At 57.2% G+C, this 17,268-nt stretch carries 17 protein-coding genes; 11 read left to right on the top strand and 6 right to left on the bottom strand.

Features of this window, described 5'->3' with window-relative positions; all coding sequences use genetic code 11:
• Nucleotides 1–6: 6 nt before the first annotated feature.
• On the top strand, nt 7–963 hold the full coding sequence (locus tag ACIGG6_RS10280) for a PHP domain-containing protein (protein WP_399844326.1): 957 nt from the start codon (nt 7–9) through the stop codon (nt 961–963).
• A gap of 54 nt (nt 964–1,017) precedes the next feature.
• Nucleotides 1,018–1,641, top strand: a complete 624-nt coding sequence (locus ACIGG6_RS10275; protein WP_399844325.1) for an L-threonylcarbamoyladenylate synthase — start codon at nt 1,018–1,020, stop codon at nt 1,639–1,641.
• Between the two features lie 91 nt (nt 1,642–1,732).
• Here the strand turns inward: ACIGG6_RS10275 and ACIGG6_RS10270 are convergent, their stop codons facing one another.
• Both ACIGG6_RS10270 and ACIGG6_RS10265 read right to left on the bottom strand, forming a co-directional pair.
• Nucleotides 1,733–2,638: an ion transporter gene (locus ACIGG6_RS10270; RefSeq protein ID WP_399844323.1), complete on the bottom strand. Its 906-nt coding sequence runs from the start codon at nt 2,636–2,638 to the stop codon at nt 1,733–1,735.
• A 42-nt stretch (nt 2,639–2,680) separates the two neighbouring features.
• Nucleotides 2,681–3,580, bottom strand: coding sequence for a CYTH domain-containing protein (locus tag ACIGG6_RS10265; protein WP_399844321.1), 900 nt, complete (start codon nt 3,578–3,580; stop codon nt 2,681–2,683).
• Nucleotides 3,581–3,716: 136 nt separating this feature from the next.
• Here ACIGG6_RS10265 and ACIGG6_RS10260 point away from each other — a divergent pair, with 136 nt between their 5' ends.
• The 3 genes from ACIGG6_RS10260 (at nt 3,717) to argA (ending at nt 7,168) form a co-directional block, all read left to right on the top strand.
• A complete protein-coding gene (locus ACIGG6_RS10260; RefSeq protein WP_044629978.1) occupies nt 3,717–4,397 on the top strand; it encodes a TIGR00153 family protein in 681 nt (226 codons plus the stop codon).
• Nucleotides 4,398–4,406: 9 nt separating this feature from the next.
• Nucleotides 4,407–5,672: an inorganic phosphate transporter gene (locus ACIGG6_RS10255; RefSeq protein WP_230834682.1), complete on the top strand. Its 1,266-nt coding sequence runs from the start codon at nt 4,407–4,409 to the stop codon at nt 5,670–5,672.
• Between the two features lie 179 nt (nt 5,673–5,851).
• A complete protein-coding gene (argA, locus tag ACIGG6_RS10250) occupies nt 5,852–7,168 on the top strand; it encodes an amino-acid N-acetyltransferase (protein WP_399844320.1) in 1,317 nt (438 codons plus the stop codon).
• Between the two features lie 77 nt (nt 7,169–7,245).
• Here argA and ACIGG6_RS10245 read toward each other — a convergent pair whose 3' ends face one another.
• Nucleotides 7,246–8,100 carry an SDR family oxidoreductase gene (locus ACIGG6_RS10245; RefSeq protein WP_399844318.1) on the bottom strand — a complete coding sequence of 285 codons (855 nt, stop codon included), beginning with the start codon at nt 8,098–8,100 and terminating at the stop codon, nt 7,246–7,248.
• Between the two features lie 372 nt (nt 8,101–8,472).
• Between ACIGG6_RS10245 and ACIGG6_RS10240 the strand changes: the two genes are divergently transcribed.
• The 4 genes from ACIGG6_RS10240 to ACIGG6_RS10225 all read left to right on the top strand — a co-directional run bounded on the left by ACIGG6_RS10240 (nt 8,473) and on the right by ACIGG6_RS10225 (nt 10,811).
• Nucleotides 8,473–8,607: a hypothetical protein gene (locus ACIGG6_RS10240; protein WP_399844316.1), complete on the top strand. Its 135-nt coding sequence runs from the start codon at nt 8,473–8,475 to the stop codon at nt 8,605–8,607.
• A gap of 200 nt (nt 8,608–8,807) precedes the next feature.
• Nucleotides 8,808–9,290 (top strand): hypothetical protein, encoded by a 483-nt coding sequence (locus tag ACIGG6_RS10235; protein WP_399844314.1) that lies wholly within the window; start codon nt 8,808–8,810, stop codon nt 9,288–9,290.
• Between the two features lie 58 nt (nt 9,291–9,348).
• Nucleotides 9,349–9,777: a phage holin family protein gene (locus tag ACIGG6_RS10230; protein ID WP_399844313.1), complete on the top strand. Its 429-nt coding sequence runs from the start codon at nt 9,349–9,351 to the stop codon at nt 9,775–9,777.
• On the top strand, nt 9,774–10,811 hold the full coding sequence (locus ACIGG6_RS10225) for a DUF3618 domain-containing protein (protein ID WP_399844312.1): 1,038 nt from the start codon (nt 9,774–9,776) through the stop codon (nt 10,809–10,811). Before ACIGG6_RS10230 ends, ACIGG6_RS10225 begins: the two co-directional genes overlap by 4 nt.
• Nucleotides 10,812–10,877: 66 nt before the next feature.
• Here ACIGG6_RS10225 and ACIGG6_RS10220 read toward each other — a convergent pair whose 3' ends face one another.
• The 3 genes from ACIGG6_RS10220 to xseA form a co-directional block, all read right to left on the bottom strand.
• A complete protein-coding gene (locus ACIGG6_RS10220) occupies nt 10,878–12,155 on the bottom strand; it encodes a type II toxin-antitoxin system HipA family toxin (protein WP_399844311.1) in 1,278 nt (425 codons plus the stop codon).
• Nucleotides 12,145–12,396, bottom strand: coding sequence for a helix-turn-helix domain-containing protein (locus tag ACIGG6_RS10215; RefSeq protein WP_253506405.1), 252 nt, complete (start codon nt 12,394–12,396; stop codon nt 12,145–12,147). Before ACIGG6_RS10215 ends, ACIGG6_RS10220 begins: the two co-directional genes overlap by 11 nt.
• A 133-nt stretch (nt 12,397–12,529) precedes the next feature.
• Complete coding sequence (gene xseA, locus ACIGG6_RS10210) at nt 12,530–13,888, bottom strand: exodeoxyribonuclease VII large subunit (protein WP_399844308.1); 1,359 nt, start codon at nt 13,886–13,888, stop codon at nt 12,530–12,532.
• A 217-nt stretch (nt 13,889–14,105) separates the two neighbouring features.
• Between xseA and guaB the strand changes: the two genes are divergently transcribed.
• Entirely contained in the window at nt 14,106–15,575 is a 1,470-nt protein-coding gene (gene guaB / locus ACIGG6_RS10205) for an IMP dehydrogenase (protein ID WP_399844306.1), read from the top strand.
• Nucleotides 15,576–15,664: 89 nt separating this feature from the next.
• A complete protein-coding gene (guaA, locus tag ACIGG6_RS10200) occupies nt 15,665–17,242 on the top strand; it encodes a glutamine-hydrolyzing GMP synthase (RefSeq protein WP_044630771.1) in 1,578 nt (525 codons plus the stop codon).
• The last annotated feature ends 26 nt before the right edge of the window (nt 17,243–17,268 follow it).

The raw sequence follows: 17,268 nt of genomic DNA, 5'->3' as shown, positions 1-17,268 counted from the left end.
ATGCTAATGCCACTACTTCCTAATGCGCTTGCCTCAAAACTTCCCGCCGTGTTCGATGCCGACCAGCGTTATTCGGTTGACCTTCACATGCACTCAACCGCTTCTGATGGGGCGCTTTCCCCGACGGATCTGGTAACCCTATGCGCTGAGCGTGGGCTTACTCACATGGCGCTCACCGACCATGACACGATGGAAGGGGTGGAAGAAGCGAGCCGCGCCGCCCAGCAGGCAGGGCTTTGCCTGGTGCCGGGGTGTGAGTTATCCACTCGCTGGCAGGGGATTAATATTCACGTGGTAGCGCTAATGCCCGGCGGGCTGCAGGGGCCGATGATAGAGGGGCTTGAGCAGCAGCGGGAAGCGCGTATCAAGCGCGCTGAAGTGATCGCCGAGCGTTTAGAAAAAATGGGCTTACCCAACGCGCTGGAAAAAGCCCGCGCCCAGGCAGGCAGCGACCGCCCCCTAGGGCGGCCTGATTTTGCCCGGGCGCTGGTGGCGGAAGGTGTGGTAGCCGATTGGGCCGGAGCCTTCAAGCGCTACCTGGGCAGTGGTAAAAAGGGCGATGTAAAAGCCCACTGGCCGGAGATTAGCGAGGCGGTGGGCTGGGTCGTGGACTCTGGCGGAGTGGCCGTGCTGGCCCATCCGCTGCGCTACGGGCTTACCCGGCGCAAGCGGGGCCTGTTGATGGATACCTTTATGGAAGCCGGTGGCCAAGGCGTAGAGCTGGTCAGCGGCCAGCAAAACCCAGACGCCACCCGCGATTTAGCGCGCCAGTTGGTAGAGCGGGAACTATACGCTTCGCTGGGCAGTGATTTCCACTTTCCCGGCAGCCATGCAGCGCCTGGCAGCATGAGCCCGGTGCCCCGTACCGCCGCGCCGCCTATTTGGCAGCATCCCCGTTTAGCGCACCTGCGCGATGCCCCGAGCGGTATGCTGGGTGCTAAACCGCTGAATCAGCTAAGCTAAAAGTGATATCGCTAAAAACCTTAGCTAATAGATGCCTACAGGCAGGAGTAAGCGATGAGCCAATATTTTCAGATTCATCCGGAAAACCCGCAAAAGCGGCTAATTGATCAAGCCACCGAGATTATTCGTAAGGGTGGAGTAGTCGCTTACCCAACGGATTCAGGCTACGCGCTGGGCTGCCATTTGGGCGAAAAAAAAGCCATTGAGAAGATCAAATGGCTGCGCTCGCTGGATGACAAGCATAACTTTACCCTGGTGTGCTCGGACCTTTCCGAAATTGGCACTTACGCTAAAGTGGATAACGCCGTGTTCAGGCTGCTGAAGGCTCACACGCCCGGCCCCTACACCTACATTCTGGATGCCACTACCGAAGTGCCGCGCTTGCTGCTGCACCCTAAGCGCCGTTCTATCGGTGTGCGGGTGCCCGACCATCGCATTACCCATGCGCTGCTAGAAGCGCTGGGTGAGCCGCTGATGAGCGTGACGCTGATTCCGGTTGGCGAGGCGCTGCCGATGAGCGACCCCGAGGAGATTCGCGAGCGCTTTGGTGCCCATCTGGATTTGATTATTGATGGCGGTGCCTGCCACCTTGACCCAACCAGCGTGATTGACCTGCGTGAGCTGCCGCCGAAAATTGTGCGGGAAGGGCGCGGGGACATCACGCCATTTCAAGACTGATGCCGGAAAGGCTAGAAACGACGGGGGTGCCTAGCACCCCCGTGTTTTGAGTGCCTGTTTGAGCACTGGTAGATAGTGGCGGTGACAACCGCTACGACTCGCTAGGAGCCTCATCGCCATTGTCTCCCTCTTTCTTCTGCGCTTTCTTGCGTGGGTCTTCGCTATTTTCATCCAGCCAAGTGCCGCAGCGCAGGCAGTAGCGGGCACGCTTTTCGTGGCGGTCGTGGCCGCAGCCAGGGCAGGCTTCTTCTGAGTAGCGGTCTTCACGAATTGAGCGGATCACTTGGGCAGAAAACACCCCGGTGGGCACGGCAATAATCGAGTAGCCAATCAGCATCAGAATCACTGTGATGGCTTTGCCCAGCGAAGTGGCGGGCACAATATCCCCATACCCGACGGTGGTAATGCTCACGATGGCCCAATATATCGACATGGGGATGCTGGTAAAGCCCGACTCAGGGGACTCAATGGTGTACATCAGCGCGGCAAACAGCGTGACTACCATGAGAATGCTACTGAAAAATAGCAAAATCTGGCGCAGGCTACGTTTAAGCGCATCCAGCAGCAGCCTGCCTTCCCCCACAAACTCCATCAGTCGCAAAATGCGGAAGATGCGTAACACCCGCAAAATCCGCACCATCACCAGCGCATGCGCGCCAGGCACCAGCAGCACTAGCCAAGTGGGGATAATTGCAATCACATCCACTATGCCGTAAAAACTCTTTAAATAGACCCTTGGGCGTTCAAGGCAGTAGAGCCGTACCAGCAGTTCCAGGCTAAACAGCAGTGTAAAGGCCCATTCGATGTAGAAGAAAATATGCCCATAACGCTCGGCATAGATCTCAACGCTACCGAGCAAAATCACCGCAACGCTGAGCAGAATGGCGACGATTAGCGCAATATCAAACGCCTTCGCCCCCGGCGTATCGGATTCAAAAATAATATGGAACAGCCGGGCGCGGAATCCTTCGGCGCCGGGAGTAAGGGGAAAGCTCATCGCGTCATCCTGAGGTGGGCTTAATGAGTGGTTGAAACGTGTTTAGCGTAGCGCGGTTTCATAAGCGAAGCGACGAGCCAAATTTAACGCAGCCGCGCCGTAGGCGGTGGTGGGCATGCCTGCGCTATCTAATGCCTTAGGCAGCATCTCAGCATCTGCCCGTGCGGCGCTATCCAGCTGCGGGTGCTGGGCAAGCGTTGCCAATGCCTGCTGCGCGGCGATTAAGTGCGTCACGTCACCGCTATCGTGATAGGCGTCGAGTGCGACTGTCGCGCGGTGTAGCCACTCGGCCGGGTGCTGGGCATCAGGCAGCGGCCACTGCTGGCGGCCCAGCGCATTGCCCCGCGATGCCTTACTGCTGTCGGAGGGACGCAGTGGTACTTGGCTGGCCAGCTCGGCCGCCAGCGACCATAGCGCCTCAGGGTCGCCTGCTTTTAACTCTAGCTCCACTTCGCAAATCGGCGCGCGAGCCTTGCCACAAACGATCTCGCCCTCATCCAGCACCAGCTCAATCTTGCTGCCTTGCCAGGCAAGCTGCCAACTGCGGCGGGTGAAGTCTGTGCTTAGCGTCGGGCGCAGTGCCGCAATTTTGTCTGCTAACGCGTTTTGAAAGGGCGGCAGGGCGGCCAGGGCGGATTGATCTAAGCTGGGGTCAGGAACTTGCCACTCCCACTCCTGTCGGCTGGAGAGCCCGCCACCCCCTTGGCCGGCGGTTTTTACCGTCTGCAATACTTGGCTATCCAGCTGGCGCAGGCGCACCGCTATTCGTGCGGCGGCTAAATCTCCCGCCGGGGTATCGAAGTAGGTGTTGGCCAGCTGCTGCTGAACGGGGGGAGTGCTGGCGAGCACCGGATGGTGTAACAGCGCGTCGATCTGGGTGGGCGGCAGTGCCAGTTTTAGCTCTACCTCGGTCGGTGCTGGCATACTGGTTGAGTTTTTCATGACAATCGCCACCTCACTATTGTGACATTTTGGTTAATTTTTGATGACATTATGAACTTTTCATGACGGCGGCGGACGCACTCTTTATACTGGCGCCCGCCATTTCCAGGCTCCCCGAAAACAGGCTAAAGGCTATATGGTAACCTCCAACCCTTTTTCCGCGATGTTTGGCCGCTCGCCATTCCAGCCGCTGCTGGCCCACATCGTCAAGGCCAATGAATGTGCCGACCAACTGCTGCCGTTCTTCGAGGCAACACTTGTCGGTGATTGGGACACGGCGGCTGAGCTGCGCGAGAACGTCACGCGCTTAGAGCACGACGCCGACACCCTGAAAACAGAACTGCGGCTGAACCTGCCTAACACCATGTTCCTGCCGGTATCGCGTTCTGACCTGCTCGATTTGATCAGTGTTCAGGACAAGATTGCCAACAAAGTGCGCGACATTACCGGCATTATGCTGGGCCGTAAAATGCGCGTACCCAATGAGCTGGCCGAACCGATGCGCGACTACATGCGCACCAGTGTGGCCTGTGTGGCCCAAGCTCGCCAAGCGCTTGAAGAATTGAAAGACCTGCTGGAATCCGGTTTTGGTCGCAACGTTTCCGATGTCATGCAAAACATGATCCGCGAACTGCACACCCTTGAGCACCAGGCCGATAGCCAGCAGGTGGCGATTCGTCGTCAGCTGTTTGAGCTTGAGAGCCAGCTGCCGCCGGTGGATGTGATCTTCCTCTACAAGATCATCGAGTGGGTTGGCGAAGTCTCTGATCGCGCTGAACGCGTGGGCAGTCGCCTGCAGATTTTGACCGCACGCTAAGGGATACTCATGCAGATTATTGCCCAGCACGGTGACATTTTTATCATTCTGGCCTGTTTATTTGGTTTCTTTATGGCATGGGGCGTTGGCGCAAACGATGTCGCTAACGCCATGGGAACCTCGGTGGGGTCGAAAGCGATTACCATCAAGCAGGCGATCCTTATTGCCGTTGTCTTTGAGTTTTTAGGCGCATGGCTGGCCGGTGGCGAAGTTACCAACACCATTCGTAAAGGCATCATCGACCCGGAGTTGCTGCAGGAAGACCCGCAACTGCTGGTGTACGGCATGTTAGCGGCGCTGCTGGCAGCGGGAACCTGGCTGCTAGTGGCCTCCATGAAAGGCTGGCCCGTTTCCACCACGCACTCCATTGTGGGCGCGATTGTGGGCTTCGCGGTGGCAGGCCTGGGGGCTTCTACCGTGGATTGGGGAGCGGTTACCAAGATTGCGGCAAGCTGGGTCGTTTCACCACTGCTGGCCGGTACCATCGGCTTTGTGCTGTTCAAATCGGTCCACCACCTGATTTTTGAAAACGATAACCCGTTTACTGCCGCCAAGCGCTACGTGCCGGGCTATGTATTTTTGGTGGGCTTTATTGTTGCCATGGTCACGCTGACCAAAGGGCTCTCCCACGTGGGGCTCGACCTGACCTTTAACCAAAGCCTGCTGCTCTCCATCCTGCTCGGCTTGGTCATTATGGGCATTGGCATGCTGATGCAGCGCCGCATCAAATTTGAAAAGACCGCCAACGACCATTTTGGTTACGCCAACGTGGAGCGAGTGTTCGGCGTACTAATGATCTTCACCGCCTGTGCCATGGCCTTTGCCCACGGCTCTAATGATGTTGCCAATGCGGTTGGCCCGCTGGCAGCGGTGATCAGCGTGGTGCAAACTGGTGGCGAAATTGAGGGCTCGGCCCTTGTGCCCTGGTGGGTATTGGTACTAGGTGGCGGCGGTATCGTCGTTGGCTTGGTTACCTATGGCCATAAAGTCATCGCGACGGTCGGTACCGGCATTACTGAGCTGACGCCAAGCCGTGGTTTTGCGGCCACCCTGGCGGCGGCTACCACTGTAGTGCTGGCATCGGGTACTGGTCTGCCCATCTCGACCACTCACACCCTAGTGGGCGCGGTGCTGGGCGTCGGCTTGGCCCGTGGTATGGCGGCGCTTAACCTGCGTGTGATTGGCACCATTGCCATGTCGTGGCTGATTACGCTGCCTGCTGGTGCTGGTTTGGCGATTCTGTTCTTCTTTATGTTTAAAGGCATGTTTGGTTAACAGACGGAGCTAACTCCGCACCGCACGCCACAGCTCGGCTGAACCGCCAAGCCTACAGCGGCACCTTCTTAGCACACGATCTTTGAATAAGATCTTTGCAATAGAAGGTGCCGCTGTTTTTTGTGCTCTGTTAAAGTAAACAGCGTTACCTTCATTCACCTGCTGCCGGAGAGCGGCCCTTGGACACTCGTTTCCCCTTTGTAGATTGGTTTCGTAACGCCTCCCCATACATTAATGCGCACCGGGGGCGAACCTTTGTCATCTTGATTGAGGGCGAAGCCATGGCGTCTGGCCGAGGGGAGCAGCTCATCCAGGATTTAGCGCTGCTGCACACCTTAGGTGTGCGCTTGGTAGTGGTGTTCGGCATTCGCCCTCAGGTACATAAGGCACTGACTGCCGCTGGCGTAGAACCCACCCGGGTGGATGGCCGCTGGGTGGCCGATCGCGCGGTGATGGCCCACGTTGAGCAGGTAGCGGCGCACCAGCGGCTATGGCTGGAAGCCCGGCTTTCCCTTGGCCTGCCCAGCACGCCGCTGCACGGCGTAGAACTCAGCGTGATTTCCGGCAACTTGGTCACCGCCAAGCCGCTTGGCGTGCGCGAAGGAGTGGATTTTGACCACAGCGGCGAAGTGCGCCGGGTGCGGGCCAGCGCCATTGAAGGTCTGCTGGAAAAAGGCTCGCTAGTGCTGCTGCCGCCGCTGGGATTCTCCAGCACGGGTGAAGTGTTCGATTTAGACGCCTCGGAAGTGGCCCAGCACGCCGCCGTGGCCCTAAAGGCCGATAAACTGATTCTACTGGGCGAGTCGGAAGGGTTGGAGGACGAGCAGGGCGCGCTCTTGCGCCAGCTTTCCCCTTTTGAGGCAGAGCCGCGCCTGCAGCAAGCCGCGCCGGGTAGCGAATTGGCGCGACACTTGAGTGCTGCCTGCACCGCCGCCCGTGAGGGTGTAGCACGCACTCACTTGCTCTCGTGGCGCAATCACGACGCGCTGCTGGGCGAGCTATTCACCCGTGACGGCGTGGGCACCATGATTACCCAGCACCGCTACGAACAGCTGCGCCCCGCCACGCTGAACGATGTGGCAGGCCTGCTAGAGCTGCTAGAGCCGCTAGAGCGGCGCGGTATGCTGGTAGCACGCTCCCGCGAGCGGTTAGAGCACGAAATTGATGATTACATGGTGATTGAGCGGGACGGCATGGTAATTGGCTGCGCGGCGCTACACGTCTTCCCTGAGACCACCGTAGGTGAGCTAGCCTGCGTCGCCGTTCACGGTAACTACCGGGGTGGCGAACGCGGCGAGCGGCTAGTGGAAGCCCAAGAGCGCCGAGCGCGCCAGCGAGGGCTTTCCGAAATGTTTGTACTCACCACCCACACCGCCCACTGGTTTGTAGAGCGCGGCTTCCGCGCCGCAAGCCTTGAAGACCTGCCGCCTTTAAAACGCGAAGCCTATAACCACGCCCGTAAATCTAAGGTGTTGGTGAAAAATTTGGCGGGGTAAACGTTAGTGAGCGGAAAAAGGTGAATGGTAAATGGTGAGCGGTAGGTTGGGGCGGCTACGCCGCCCCGGAAGGTTGCTCAGGTATTGAGAATCACGCCGCCATTTAAGTGCAGTGTTTGGCCGCTCATGTAAGACGACTCTTCGCAGGCCAAGTAGACATACGCCGGGCCGATTTCGCTAGGCTGGCCAGGGCGTTTCATCGGCACTTGATTGCCGAACTCCGCGACTTTATCTTCCTCGAAGCTTGCCGGAATCAGCGGCGTCCAAATAGGCCCTGGGGCCACGGCGTTGACGCGAATCCCACGATCCATCAGCGACATCGCCAACGAACGTACCAAGCCCTGAATAGCACCTTTGGTGGCGGTGTAATCAATCAGTGTGTCGTTGCCCTTGAACGCGTTGATGGAGGAGGTGGCAATAATCGTATCACCCTCGCTCAAGTGGGGCAGCGCCGCTTTGGTTAAGTAGAAGTGGCTGAAGATATTGGTCTGGAACGTGCGCTGCAGCTGCTCGTCGGGGATCTCGGTAATATCGTCCCAGTCGTACTGCTCAGCGGCGTTATTGATCACGATGTTGATCTTGCCGAAGTGATCCAGGGTGCGCTTAACAATCTCGCGGCAAAATGCCGGGGCGGCCACATCGCCTTTCAACACCAGGCAGCGTCGGCCTTCTGCTTCCACTAACCGCTTAGTTTCCTCGGCATCTTTGGTCTCTTTGAGATGCACAATCACACTGTCTGCCCCTTCACGGGCGTAGTGCACGGCAACGGCGCGGCCAATACCGCTATCGCCGCCGGTAATAATCGCCACTTTATCGAGCAGTTTGTCGGTGCCGCGATAGCTCTGGCGAATGTACTCCGGCTCCGGGCGCATGGCGTACTCATCGCCGGGCTGCTTGTTCTGGTGCTGCGGAGGCTGCTGTTGGTCGCTCATGTGCGGTCACTCCTTTGTGTGCACGAATCGCTTCGATTAACTGGCAGGGCTGCCCGTCTCCTCAGGCGGCTAGCTGCCGAATGTCGAGCTTTCAACGTAGACCAAAGGCGAAGGATAGAGCAAATAGTGCGGGCGCATCAGTAACCTGGAATAGCGAGAATTAATAAAGGCTATTTAAACAGACGATCAATAGGAGATTGCTCCTGCTTATTTTTTTAAGTGACTGTTATAAATGGTTTTTGATTAAGCGTAAGTAAGTAATGATGGTATTAGGCGGATAGCGCACCATGGCAAGAACCCCTGCAGCAGCTATAGTGAGTGAGGCCTTATTCCAGCCACTATCTCGACAACCACCAAGGAGTAGGAGGTACTATGTCCCCTGATAAAGACGACCAGAAGAAAGATCAGCGCGACGACCATCATGATGATGCAAACCCGATGCCTGACACGCACCACGTCAATCCTGATGCCGAGAAAAAGTCAGAGAAAAAGTCAGAGAAAAAGTAAGTAAGAGAGAGATTAAAAAGGCGCTGTTGTTAGCGCCTTTTTTAGTTTATCGATAGAAGATTTTTTACGTATTCGTGAGTCTATTCTTAATGTTTATTGAAACAACTAAGGCTATTCGTTAATTCGGCGTTTTTAAATTGAAAGGGGCCGGATGCTCGCTATAGTTCTGGTGAGGTTTCACTGACACGGAGAACGTCACCATGAATGATCAAGGACCGCATCACGATACCACTGACCATCACACCGACCATCACCACACTGACCACGAAACCCTGAAGCAAAAAGGTCAGCAAAGTGCTGATGAGCTGAAAGGTGCCGCCCGCGAACAGGCCGAAAGCGTATTTGAACGCCAACGTGAAAACGCCGCCAACCACACCCATACCCTAGGCACGGTGCTAAAGAACGCTGCCGATGAGTTTGACCGCCAGCAGCAACCTTTCTGTTCGGAACAGGCTAGAAAGCTAGCTGACCAAACCGAGCGCTTTTCTCAACGCATGCGGGATAAAGACCTGCACAGCCTCTGCCGTGCTGCTGAAGATTATGGCCGCCGCGAGCCTGCCATGTTTATTGGTGGTGCCATTGCCGCTGGTTTTTTAGTCACGCGCTTTTTGCGCAGTTCCCCCGATAAAGCACCTGTGCCTGCCGCGTCTTCTGAATCCAGTGTTCCCGACCAAACGCTTTAATCAATCTCTTTAAACAAGCGCTTACATCACTCTTCATGCAGGAAGCGGGAGATTAAGAATGGAATCAGATAGCCAAAAAAGCAGCTCAGTGGGCACGCTGCTATCCACGTTACTTAACGAAGTGACCGCCCTGGTGCGCGACGAGGCGGCGCTCGCTAAAGCCGAAATGTCGGAAAAAACCCACCAAGCGATGGCGGGCGTAGGGGCCGTTGCCACTGCGGGTGCCGTGCTGTTTGGCGGGTTTTTAACCCTGCTGGCAGCGCTGGTGATGCTGTTAAACGAGGTACTGCCACCTGAAACGCGGCCCTGGTTATCTGCCGTGGTAGTGGGTGCCGTGGTCACGCTGATTGGCGTGGTGATGCTCAAGGCTGGGCTGAAAAAAGTACGCGCCCAGGGGCTAATGCCTAATCGCACTATGAACAGCCTGCGCGATGATCAAACGCTGGCGAAGCAGCATAAGCAGCACGTCAAGGAGGAGGTGAAATGAGCGAGCACGATCATTCACACAGCCAGGCACAGCGTGACCCGGACGAGATCGAAAAAGAGATTCATCAATCTCGTGAGCGGCTAGACGCCACGCTGCATCAAATCGAAGAGCGCTTTTCGCCAGAGCAGTGGCTGCACAGCACTTACGACTATCTGCGCCACGGCGGGGCCAATGAGTTTTTTGCCAATTTGGGCACTACGGTAAAGCAAAACCCGGTGCCGACGCTGCTCACCGGCGCAGGGCTTGGCTGGTTAATGCTCAGCCAGCGTCAACCGCAAAGCGGCCATGCCCATGGCAATACCCACGGCTATGCCACCGATGCACACGCCACGCCACCGCCTCCCGATGAAGTGATGTATCCATCTCGTTTCAGTGCTGGGCAACACGACCCGCGCAGCGATTCAAACGGCCATGGCCACGGCATCAAAGAGCGCGCCCGCCATATTGGTCATAGCACCAGAGGGGCCGCGCAGCAGTTCGGCGAAAAAGCTCATCAAATGGGAGATCGTATGCAAGATTCCATGTCCCACGCCCAGCAAGGTACTCACCACCGTATCGATCACATGAAAGAGCGCGCCCACCACGCCAGCGACCGCTCCTCCGACTTTATTCAAGACCACCCGTTGGTGGTTGGCGCACTAGGGTTTGCACTGGGGGCGGCGCTTGCCAGCATGAGCGCTATGACGCGCAAAGAGAATGAAACTCTGGGCGAGTACCGCAACCAAGCCATGGATCAAGCGACCAAAATGGGCGAGGCGGAAGTGGATAAAGCGCAGCACGCGATTCACGACAAAGCGGAGTCGGTCAAACAGCACGCCCATGCGCAGCGCGAACAGGGGCATAAAGAGGATGATAACCCCACCCAGCATAACGAGCCGGGGTTAGCGGGCTCTAGCACGCCATCAGGCAACACCCAGGGCGCAGGTACTAACACCGCCACCAGCGCTAATAACCCCAGCAGCGCCAATCCCACGACCCATGGGGTGAATACCACCACGCCAACCTCGGAAACGCGCAAACCACCGCTGCCATAACTTTGACGCCTGCTCGTTCGGTTCTCTCATCACCCATGCCACGGCGCTACTTCTTGTAGCGCCGTTTTACTTCGACGTTGAGTCGGCTTTCCAACGACGAGCCATTTTTTGGCAATTAGAGGTAATACGCTGTGACAAGCGTTCAAGCATTACCTGCTCATTGCCAGGCTGTGCAACGTGTGAAAGGCACTGTACCGCGTTCGGTAAGTGAGCGAGGGTTTCGTCTGCAAGCTGCAGTCCCAGGCGAAGGAAATAAGCAGGCTTGAAGCCGAGTGTTTTGGCGAGAGATTCCAACTGCTGGCGCTTAATGCTGCCGGGATGATCGACACCATCAACCTGAAAGGCAAAGCGCTTGGATAAACCGCTGTAAATCGTGGTACACATTAAATCGTAAAACGGGGCCAGTCTGACCCCGCCTGGGGTATACAGGATAGATAGGTTTTTCGCGTGGCTGTCGTTATTACCAATCAACAAGTTGTAAAAAAACCATCGAATAAAGCGTTGCAGATCACTGGCAGGCACGCCGACCTGCTGAAGGAGCTGGCGGCAAGTGAGTAAATTTGGCCCTCCGTCACTTTCATATTTGAGCGTTGAAGGGGTACCTGCTAATTGGCAAAAATCTAGCTGATGGATGCGCTCTAATTGACCGCTTTTATGGTTCATTACGCGATCGTATCGCTTAATCAGGCAAGCGCGTGTATCTGGCTGGAAGGTAGTCTCGGCCACTTCTAACGAAAGTGCCGCCCCAAGCTGCATGCACAGCGTTTCATTCAGGGCAGAGCACCAAACACCGTTCAAACCTCTAATATCGGGTTTTAATAGATGGCTAGAAGGAGCGGCGCCCTTTGGGATAGCTGGGTTGCCATGTTCATCGACCATTAGCAGCAGCTTATTCTGGGCGCCAGCTAACGAGATACGGGCATGGTGAACAAGCTGCTCGGAAAGCTCATTCTGCGCTCCGCTATATAAAAGTGTGTTGATGTTTTCCCAGCTGGTCGGGCGATAGCTAGCAGGTTGGGGCGTTTCCCCTTCCGAGAGCAATAGATAGCCGCTAGCGGTGTCGCCACCTACCGATTTTAATAGGCCAAATACCGTTGTCGTATGATGACTAAGCTCGATGTGGCGACGCAGCTCTCCTTCGGGCAGTAAGTTCTCAAAGTACGCCAGTACATCATCGCCACTATGCACAGGTTTTGTTATTGGAAGGCGTGGTGAAAGCTGGCGCGCCTCAGGCGACGTTAGCCAGTTGTCGTCATACTGAAAGCGCAGGGGCTGCTCATTAAATAACCGTCCAACCCGTTGGTTTTTCCAGTAAAGATCCAGAGCCTCTTTATCAGCGCTCATGCAGCTGCCCCTTACGCTGAACCACGACCTCTAAGCCCATCAAGTCGAGTGTATCGAGTACCTTCTGCAGTTGAAGCGTAGGCTTGCCGCGCTCTAGGTCGACAATAAAACGGTTACCGGTACCGGCAAGTCCTGCCACGTCGCTTTGCAGTAGCGCTTGGGATTGGCGCACCTGTTTTATCAGCGCGCCTAGTTCTTGTGAGGTGCGTACTAGGGTCGCAGGAGGAGTTGAAGTCGCCATTGCATTGCCTCTCGTAAATTACCGTTCGGTAAGAATAGCCGAAAGGCAATGACCTTGCTGGCAAAATATTCCCGAACGGTAATTTTTTGCTATCGCTGTATCTAAAGGCGTCTAATGATTACCGAGCGGTAATTCAGTGCTTCTTATAGCGCCGTTTTACTTCGACGTTGAGGCGGCCTTCGCCTAGGCGCAGTTTGAGCAGTTGGCCGGGCTGGGTGTCTTCGGCGCGGCGGATGACTTGGCCTTGGGCATCTTGGGCGATGGCGTAGCCGCGGCCGAGTACGGCCAGCGGGCTGACGGCGTTTAGCTCGCGGGCGGCGCTGTGCAGGCGTGCTTGCCGCACTTCTAACATGCGCTGCATGGCGCTGGCTAAACGGCGCTGCAGGCTGCTGATACGCTCGCTTTCGGAACGGTGTAGCCGTGCCATATCTTGGCTGGCGAGGCGTCGGGTGAGCTGGGCCGCTTGGGCTTTTTGCTGGGCGAGCGTTTGCTGCATGGCGCGGGTAAGGCGCTGCTGCAGCGTAGTGAGGTGCTGGCGCTGGCGGGCGAGCTGTTCGCCGGGATGGCGAAGGCGGGCACGCAGGGTATCTAGCCGCTGGCTATCGCGTTCTAACCGCGCCTGCATGCTTCGGTGCAAACGCTGCTCCGCTTGAGCGAGCTGGCGCTTTAGAGCGTGTTGATCGGGCACTAGCCGTTCAGCGGCGGCAGATGGAGTAGGGGCGCGCATATCGGCGGCAAAATCCGCTAGGGTGACATCCACCTCGTGGCCCACCGCTGACATCACCGGCAGCCGGGAGTGAAAAATCGCCCGTGCCAGATGCTCGTTATTAAACGCCCAGAGATCTTCCAGGCTACCGCCGCCACGGGTGATCAGCACCACATCTTGCTCGGGGTCTAGCCGCGCCTGCCGGTTGAGCAGGCCCAGCGCCGAGATCATCGCCGGGGCGGCTTCCGCCCCCTGAACCGGTACGGGAATCAGCGTCACGTCCGCCAGCGGCCAGCGGGCGGCCAATACGGCCAGCACATCGCGAATGGCCGCCCCGGTGGCGGAACTTAAAATCAAAATCTTGCGCGGGGGAAAGGGCAGGGGGCGCGTATTGGCGAACACGCCTTCGCCTTCCAGCTGTGCTTTCAAACGCTCAAAAGCTGCCAGCAGCTCGCCAAGGCCAGCGGCCTGCACCGCTTCGGCAATGAGCTGATAATCGCCCCGTGGCTCGAACAGCGAGACCCGCCCGCGTAGCTTCACTTGGTCGCCATCGCGCATGGGGGCGGCGACAAAGCGCGCCCGCTGACGGAACAGCGCACAGCGGATCTGCGCCCGGTCGTCTTTTAAAGTGAAATAGATATGCCCCGAGGCCGGGCGAGACACATTAGAAAGCTCGCCCTCTACCCACACTTCCCCCACATCGCGCTCCAGGGTTTGCTTGGCGCGCTGGTTCAGTTGGCTCACGGAGAGCGCTTTAGGAGTGGGTGATGTGCTTGTCGGTTCCATCGTTGGCCTTGGTGATCATTTCGTGGATGACACGATACCTCAAACGAGGTGCGTGAGCCTTGCCAGCGGCGCTTATTCCCGCAGGGCCTTGAGCGTCATTAGCAATTGGTATAAGTCTAGCCGCGACTCTGCATTGCTGGGGCGGCCCTCAAAACGTTATAATAGGCGATTAACTTTTCACGCCCCATCTTCCCACTTCTCAATGGGTGTTGCCGCTATGCTACGTATGGCCCAAGAAGCGCTTACGTTCGATGACGTACTCCTCGTTCCCGGCTTCTCCGACGTTCTGCCAAAGGATGTCAGCCTCAAAACCCGCCTGACCCGCAATCTCTTCCTGAATATTCCCCTGCTTTCCGCTGCAATGGACACTGTAACTGAAGCGCGTCTAGCCATTGCGATGGCTCAGGAAGGCGGCATCGGCATCATCCACAAGAACATGACCATGGCGCAACAGGCCGCTGAAGTGCGCAAGGTGAAGAAGCACGAAAGCGTCATTGTAAAAGACCCGGTCACCGTTAGCCCCAAAGCCAAGCTGGAAGACCTACTGGCCATGGCCCGCGAAAACGGCTTCTCCGGCTTCCCAGTGGTAGAAGGCGAAACCCTGGTAGGCATCGTGACCGAGCGTGACATGCGTTTCCAGCCCAACGTGGGCGACAGCGTTGCCGACATTATGACTCCCCGCGAGCGGCTGGTAACAGTGAAAGAAGGCACCGACCTTGAAACCAGCAAAGCCAAGATGCGCGAACACCGCATCGAGAAAATGCTGATTGTCGATGACGCCTTCCACCTGCGTGGCCTGGTGACTTTCCAAGACATCGAAAAAGCCCGCACCTACCCGATGGCCGCTAAAGACAGCGACGGCCGCCTGCTAGTAGGCGCAGCGGTAGGCACCGGCCCTGAAACCCCGGACCGCGTAGCCGCACTGGCCGAAGCAGGCGTTGACGTGATCATCGTCGATACCGCCCACGGCCACTCCCAGGGCGTGCTTGACCGCGTTCGCTGGATCAAAGAGAACTTCCCCGAGATTCAAGTGATTGGCGGCAACATCGCCACCGCCGCCGCTGCCAAAGCGCTGGCCGAAGCAGGCGCAGATGCCGTGAAAGTGGGCATCGGCCCCGGCTCCATCTGCACCACGCGTATTGTGGCTGGCGTTGGCGTACCGCAAATCACCGCCGTTTCCAACGTGGCCGAAGCGCTGAAAGAGTTCGATATTCCGCTGATTGCCGATGGCGGCGTACGCTTCTCTGGCGATTTGGCGAAAGCCATTGCCGCTGGCGCAAGCGCCGTAATGGTAGGTGGCCTGCTGGCCGGTACTGAAGAAGCGCCGGGTGAAGTCGAGCTTTACCAAGGCCGTACTTACAAAGCCTACCGCGGCATGGGTTCCATGGGCGCGATGTCCCAGAACCAAGGCAGCGCCGACCGCTACTTCCAAGACAAAGATGCCGGTGCCGAAAAACTGGTACCGGAAGGCATCGAAGGTCGCGTGCCTTATAAAGGCATGATGGGCGCCATCGTCCACCAGCTGATGGGCGGCCTACGTGCCTCCATGGGTTACACCGGCTGCCGCGATATTCAAGAAATGCGCACCAAGCCGGAATTCGTACAAATCACCGGCGCTGGCTTTAACGAGTCCCACGTTCACGACGTGCAGATCACCAAAGAAGCCCCCAACTACCGGGTGAGCTAACCAGCGCATTAAGTTACACGGCGGCGGGCATTGCCCCGCCGCTTGCTTTTTAGCCAATGCGGCCCGTTCCGCGTTATAGAGGCTCCGCCATGAGTGACATTCACGCCCATAAGATCCTGATTCTCGACTTCGGCTCCCAGTACACCCAACTGATCGCCCGCCGGGTTCGCGAAATCGGCGTATTCTCTGAAATCCGCGCCTTCGATATCACCGAAGAAGAGATTCGCGAATACAACCCCAACGGCATCATCCTGGCCGGTGGCCCGGAATCCGTCACCGAGCTGGATTCCCCCCGCGCCCCGCAGTGCGTGTTTGAAATGGGCCTGCCGGTATTTGGTATCTGCTACGGCATGCAAACCATGGCCGAGCAGCTAGGCGGCAAGGTAGAAGGCTCTAACCAGCGTGAGTTTGGCTACGCCCAGATTCAAATCGACGCCGAGACCGCGCTGTTCAAAGACATCAAAGACCACGTAGACGCCGCTACCGGCAACGCGCTTCTGGATGTATGGATGAGCCACGGCGATAAAGTCGCCAAAGCCCCCGACACCTTCACCGTGACCGCCTCAACCCCGAGCTGCCCGATTGCGGCCATGGCCTGGGAAGAGAAGCAGTTCTACGGCGTACAGTTCCACCCCGAAGTGACACACACCCTACAAGGCCAGCGGATTCTTGAGCACTTCGTGCTGGATATCTGTAAAGCCGAAAAGCTGTGGACGCCCGCGCAAATCATCGAAGACCAAGTACAGCGTGTACGCGAGCAAGTAGGCGACCGCCACGTACTGCTGGGCCTTTCCGGCGGTGTCGACTCTTCTGTTGTGGCCGCGCTGCTTCACAAAGCGATTGGCGACCAGCTCACCTGCGTGTTCGTGGATAACGGCCTGCTGCGTAAGAACGAAGGCGACCAAGTGATGGAAACCTTCGCTAAGCACATGGGCGTGAAGGTGATTCGTGTAGACGCCGAAGAGCTGTTCCTCAGCAAGCTGGAAGGCGAGAAAGACCCGGAAGCCAAGCGCAAAATCATCGGCAACACCTTTATCGACGTGTTCGATGAAGAAGCCAGCAAAATTGAAGGCGTGGAGTTCCTGGCCCAGGGCACCATCTACCCGGACGTGATCGAATCCGCCGCCTCGAAAACCGGCAAAGCGCACGTGATCAAATCCCACCACAACGTGGGTGGCCTGCCGGAAACCATGAAGCTCAAACTGGTCGAGCCGCTGCGCGAACTGTTCAAAGATGAAGTGCGCAAACTCGGCCTAGAACTTGGCCTGCCCTACGATATGGTCTACCGCCACCCGTTCCCTGGCCCCGGCCTGGGCGTGCGGATTCTCGGCGAAGTGAAGAAAGAGTACGCCGACATTCTGCGCGACGCGGATGCCATCTACATCGAAGAACTGCGCGCCGCCGGTTGGTACGAAAAAACCAGCCAAGCCTTTGCCGTATTCCTGCCGGTGAAATCGGTAGGTGTAGTAGGCGACGGCCGCCGCTACGAATGGGTCATCGCGCTACGCGCCGTCGAAACCATCGACTTCATGACCGCCCGCTGGGCGCACCTGCCCTACGAGCTGCTGGAGAAGGTTTCTAACCGGATTATCAACGAGTTGGAAGGGGTTTCGCGGGTGACCTATGATGTGAGTAGTAAGCCGCCTGCTACTATTGAGTGGGAATAAATTTCTAGAGTGAGTTGAGTAATTAG

It is taken from the genome of Vreelandella lionensis, from assembly GCF_044543515.1.
GTDB lineage: Bacteria > Pseudomonadota > Gammaproteobacteria > Pseudomonadales > Halomonadaceae > Vreelandella > Vreelandella lionensis.
This window is presented reverse-complemented; position numbering and strand designations above follow the sequence as displayed.

Bases quoted from the DNA above. Each gene is read 5' to 3' on its own strand.
- ACIGG6_RS10280 (WP_399844326.1), top strand. From the start codon at position 7: ATGCCACTACTTCCTAATGCGCTTGCCTCAAAACTTCCCGCCGTGTTC.
- ACIGG6_RS10275 (WP_399844325.1), top strand. From the start codon at position 1,018: ATGAGCCAATATTTTCAGATTCATCCGGAAAACCCGCAAAAGCGGCTA.
- ACIGG6_RS10270 (WP_399844323.1), bottom strand. From the start codon at position 2,638: ATGAGCTTTCCCCTTACTCCCGGCGCCGAAGGATTCCGCGCCCGGCTG.
- ACIGG6_RS10265 (WP_399844321.1), bottom strand. From the start codon at position 3,580: ATGAAAAACTCAACCAGTATGCCAGCACCGACCGAGGTAGAGCTAAAA.
- ACIGG6_RS10260 (WP_044629978.1), top strand. From the start codon at position 3,717: ATGGTAACCTCCAACCCTTTTTCCGCGATGTTTGGCCGCTCGCCATTC.
- ACIGG6_RS10255 (WP_230834682.1), top strand. From the start codon at position 4,407: ATGCAGATTATTGCCCAGCACGGTGACATTTTTATCATTCTGGCCTGT.
- ACIGG6_RS10245 (WP_399844318.1), bottom strand. From the start codon at position 8,100: ATGAGCGACCAACAGCAGCCTCCGCAGCACCAGAACAAGCAGCCCGGC.
- ACIGG6_RS10240 (WP_399844316.1), top strand. From the start codon at position 8,473: ATGTCCCCTGATAAAGACGACCAGAAGAAAGATCAGCGCGACGACCAT.
- ACIGG6_RS10235 (WP_399844314.1), top strand. From the start codon at position 8,808: ATGAATGATCAAGGACCGCATCACGATACCACTGACCATCACACCGAC.
- ACIGG6_RS10230 (WP_399844313.1), top strand. From the start codon at position 9,349: ATGGAATCAGATAGCCAAAAAAGCAGCTCAGTGGGCACGCTGCTATCC.
- ACIGG6_RS10225 (WP_399844312.1), top strand. From the start codon at position 9,774: ATGAGCGAGCACGATCATTCACACAGCCAGGCACAGCGTGACCCGGAC.
- ACIGG6_RS10220 (WP_399844311.1), bottom strand. From the start codon at position 12,155: ATGAGCGCTGATAAAGAGGCTCTGGATCTTTACTGGAAAAACCAACGG.
- ACIGG6_RS10215 (WP_253506405.1), bottom strand. From the start codon at position 12,396: ATGGCGACTTCAACTCCTCCTGCGACCCTAGTACGCACCTCACAAGAA.
- xseA (WP_399844308.1), bottom strand. From the start codon at position 13,888: ATGGAACCGACAAGCACATCACCCACTCCTAAAGCGCTCTCCGTGAGC.
- guaB (WP_399844306.1), top strand. From the start codon at position 14,106: ATGCTACGTATGGCCCAAGAAGCGCTTACGTTCGATGACGTACTCCTC.
- guaA (WP_044630771.1), top strand. From the start codon at position 15,665: ATGAGTGACATTCACGCCCATAAGATCCTGATTCTCGACTTCGGCTCC.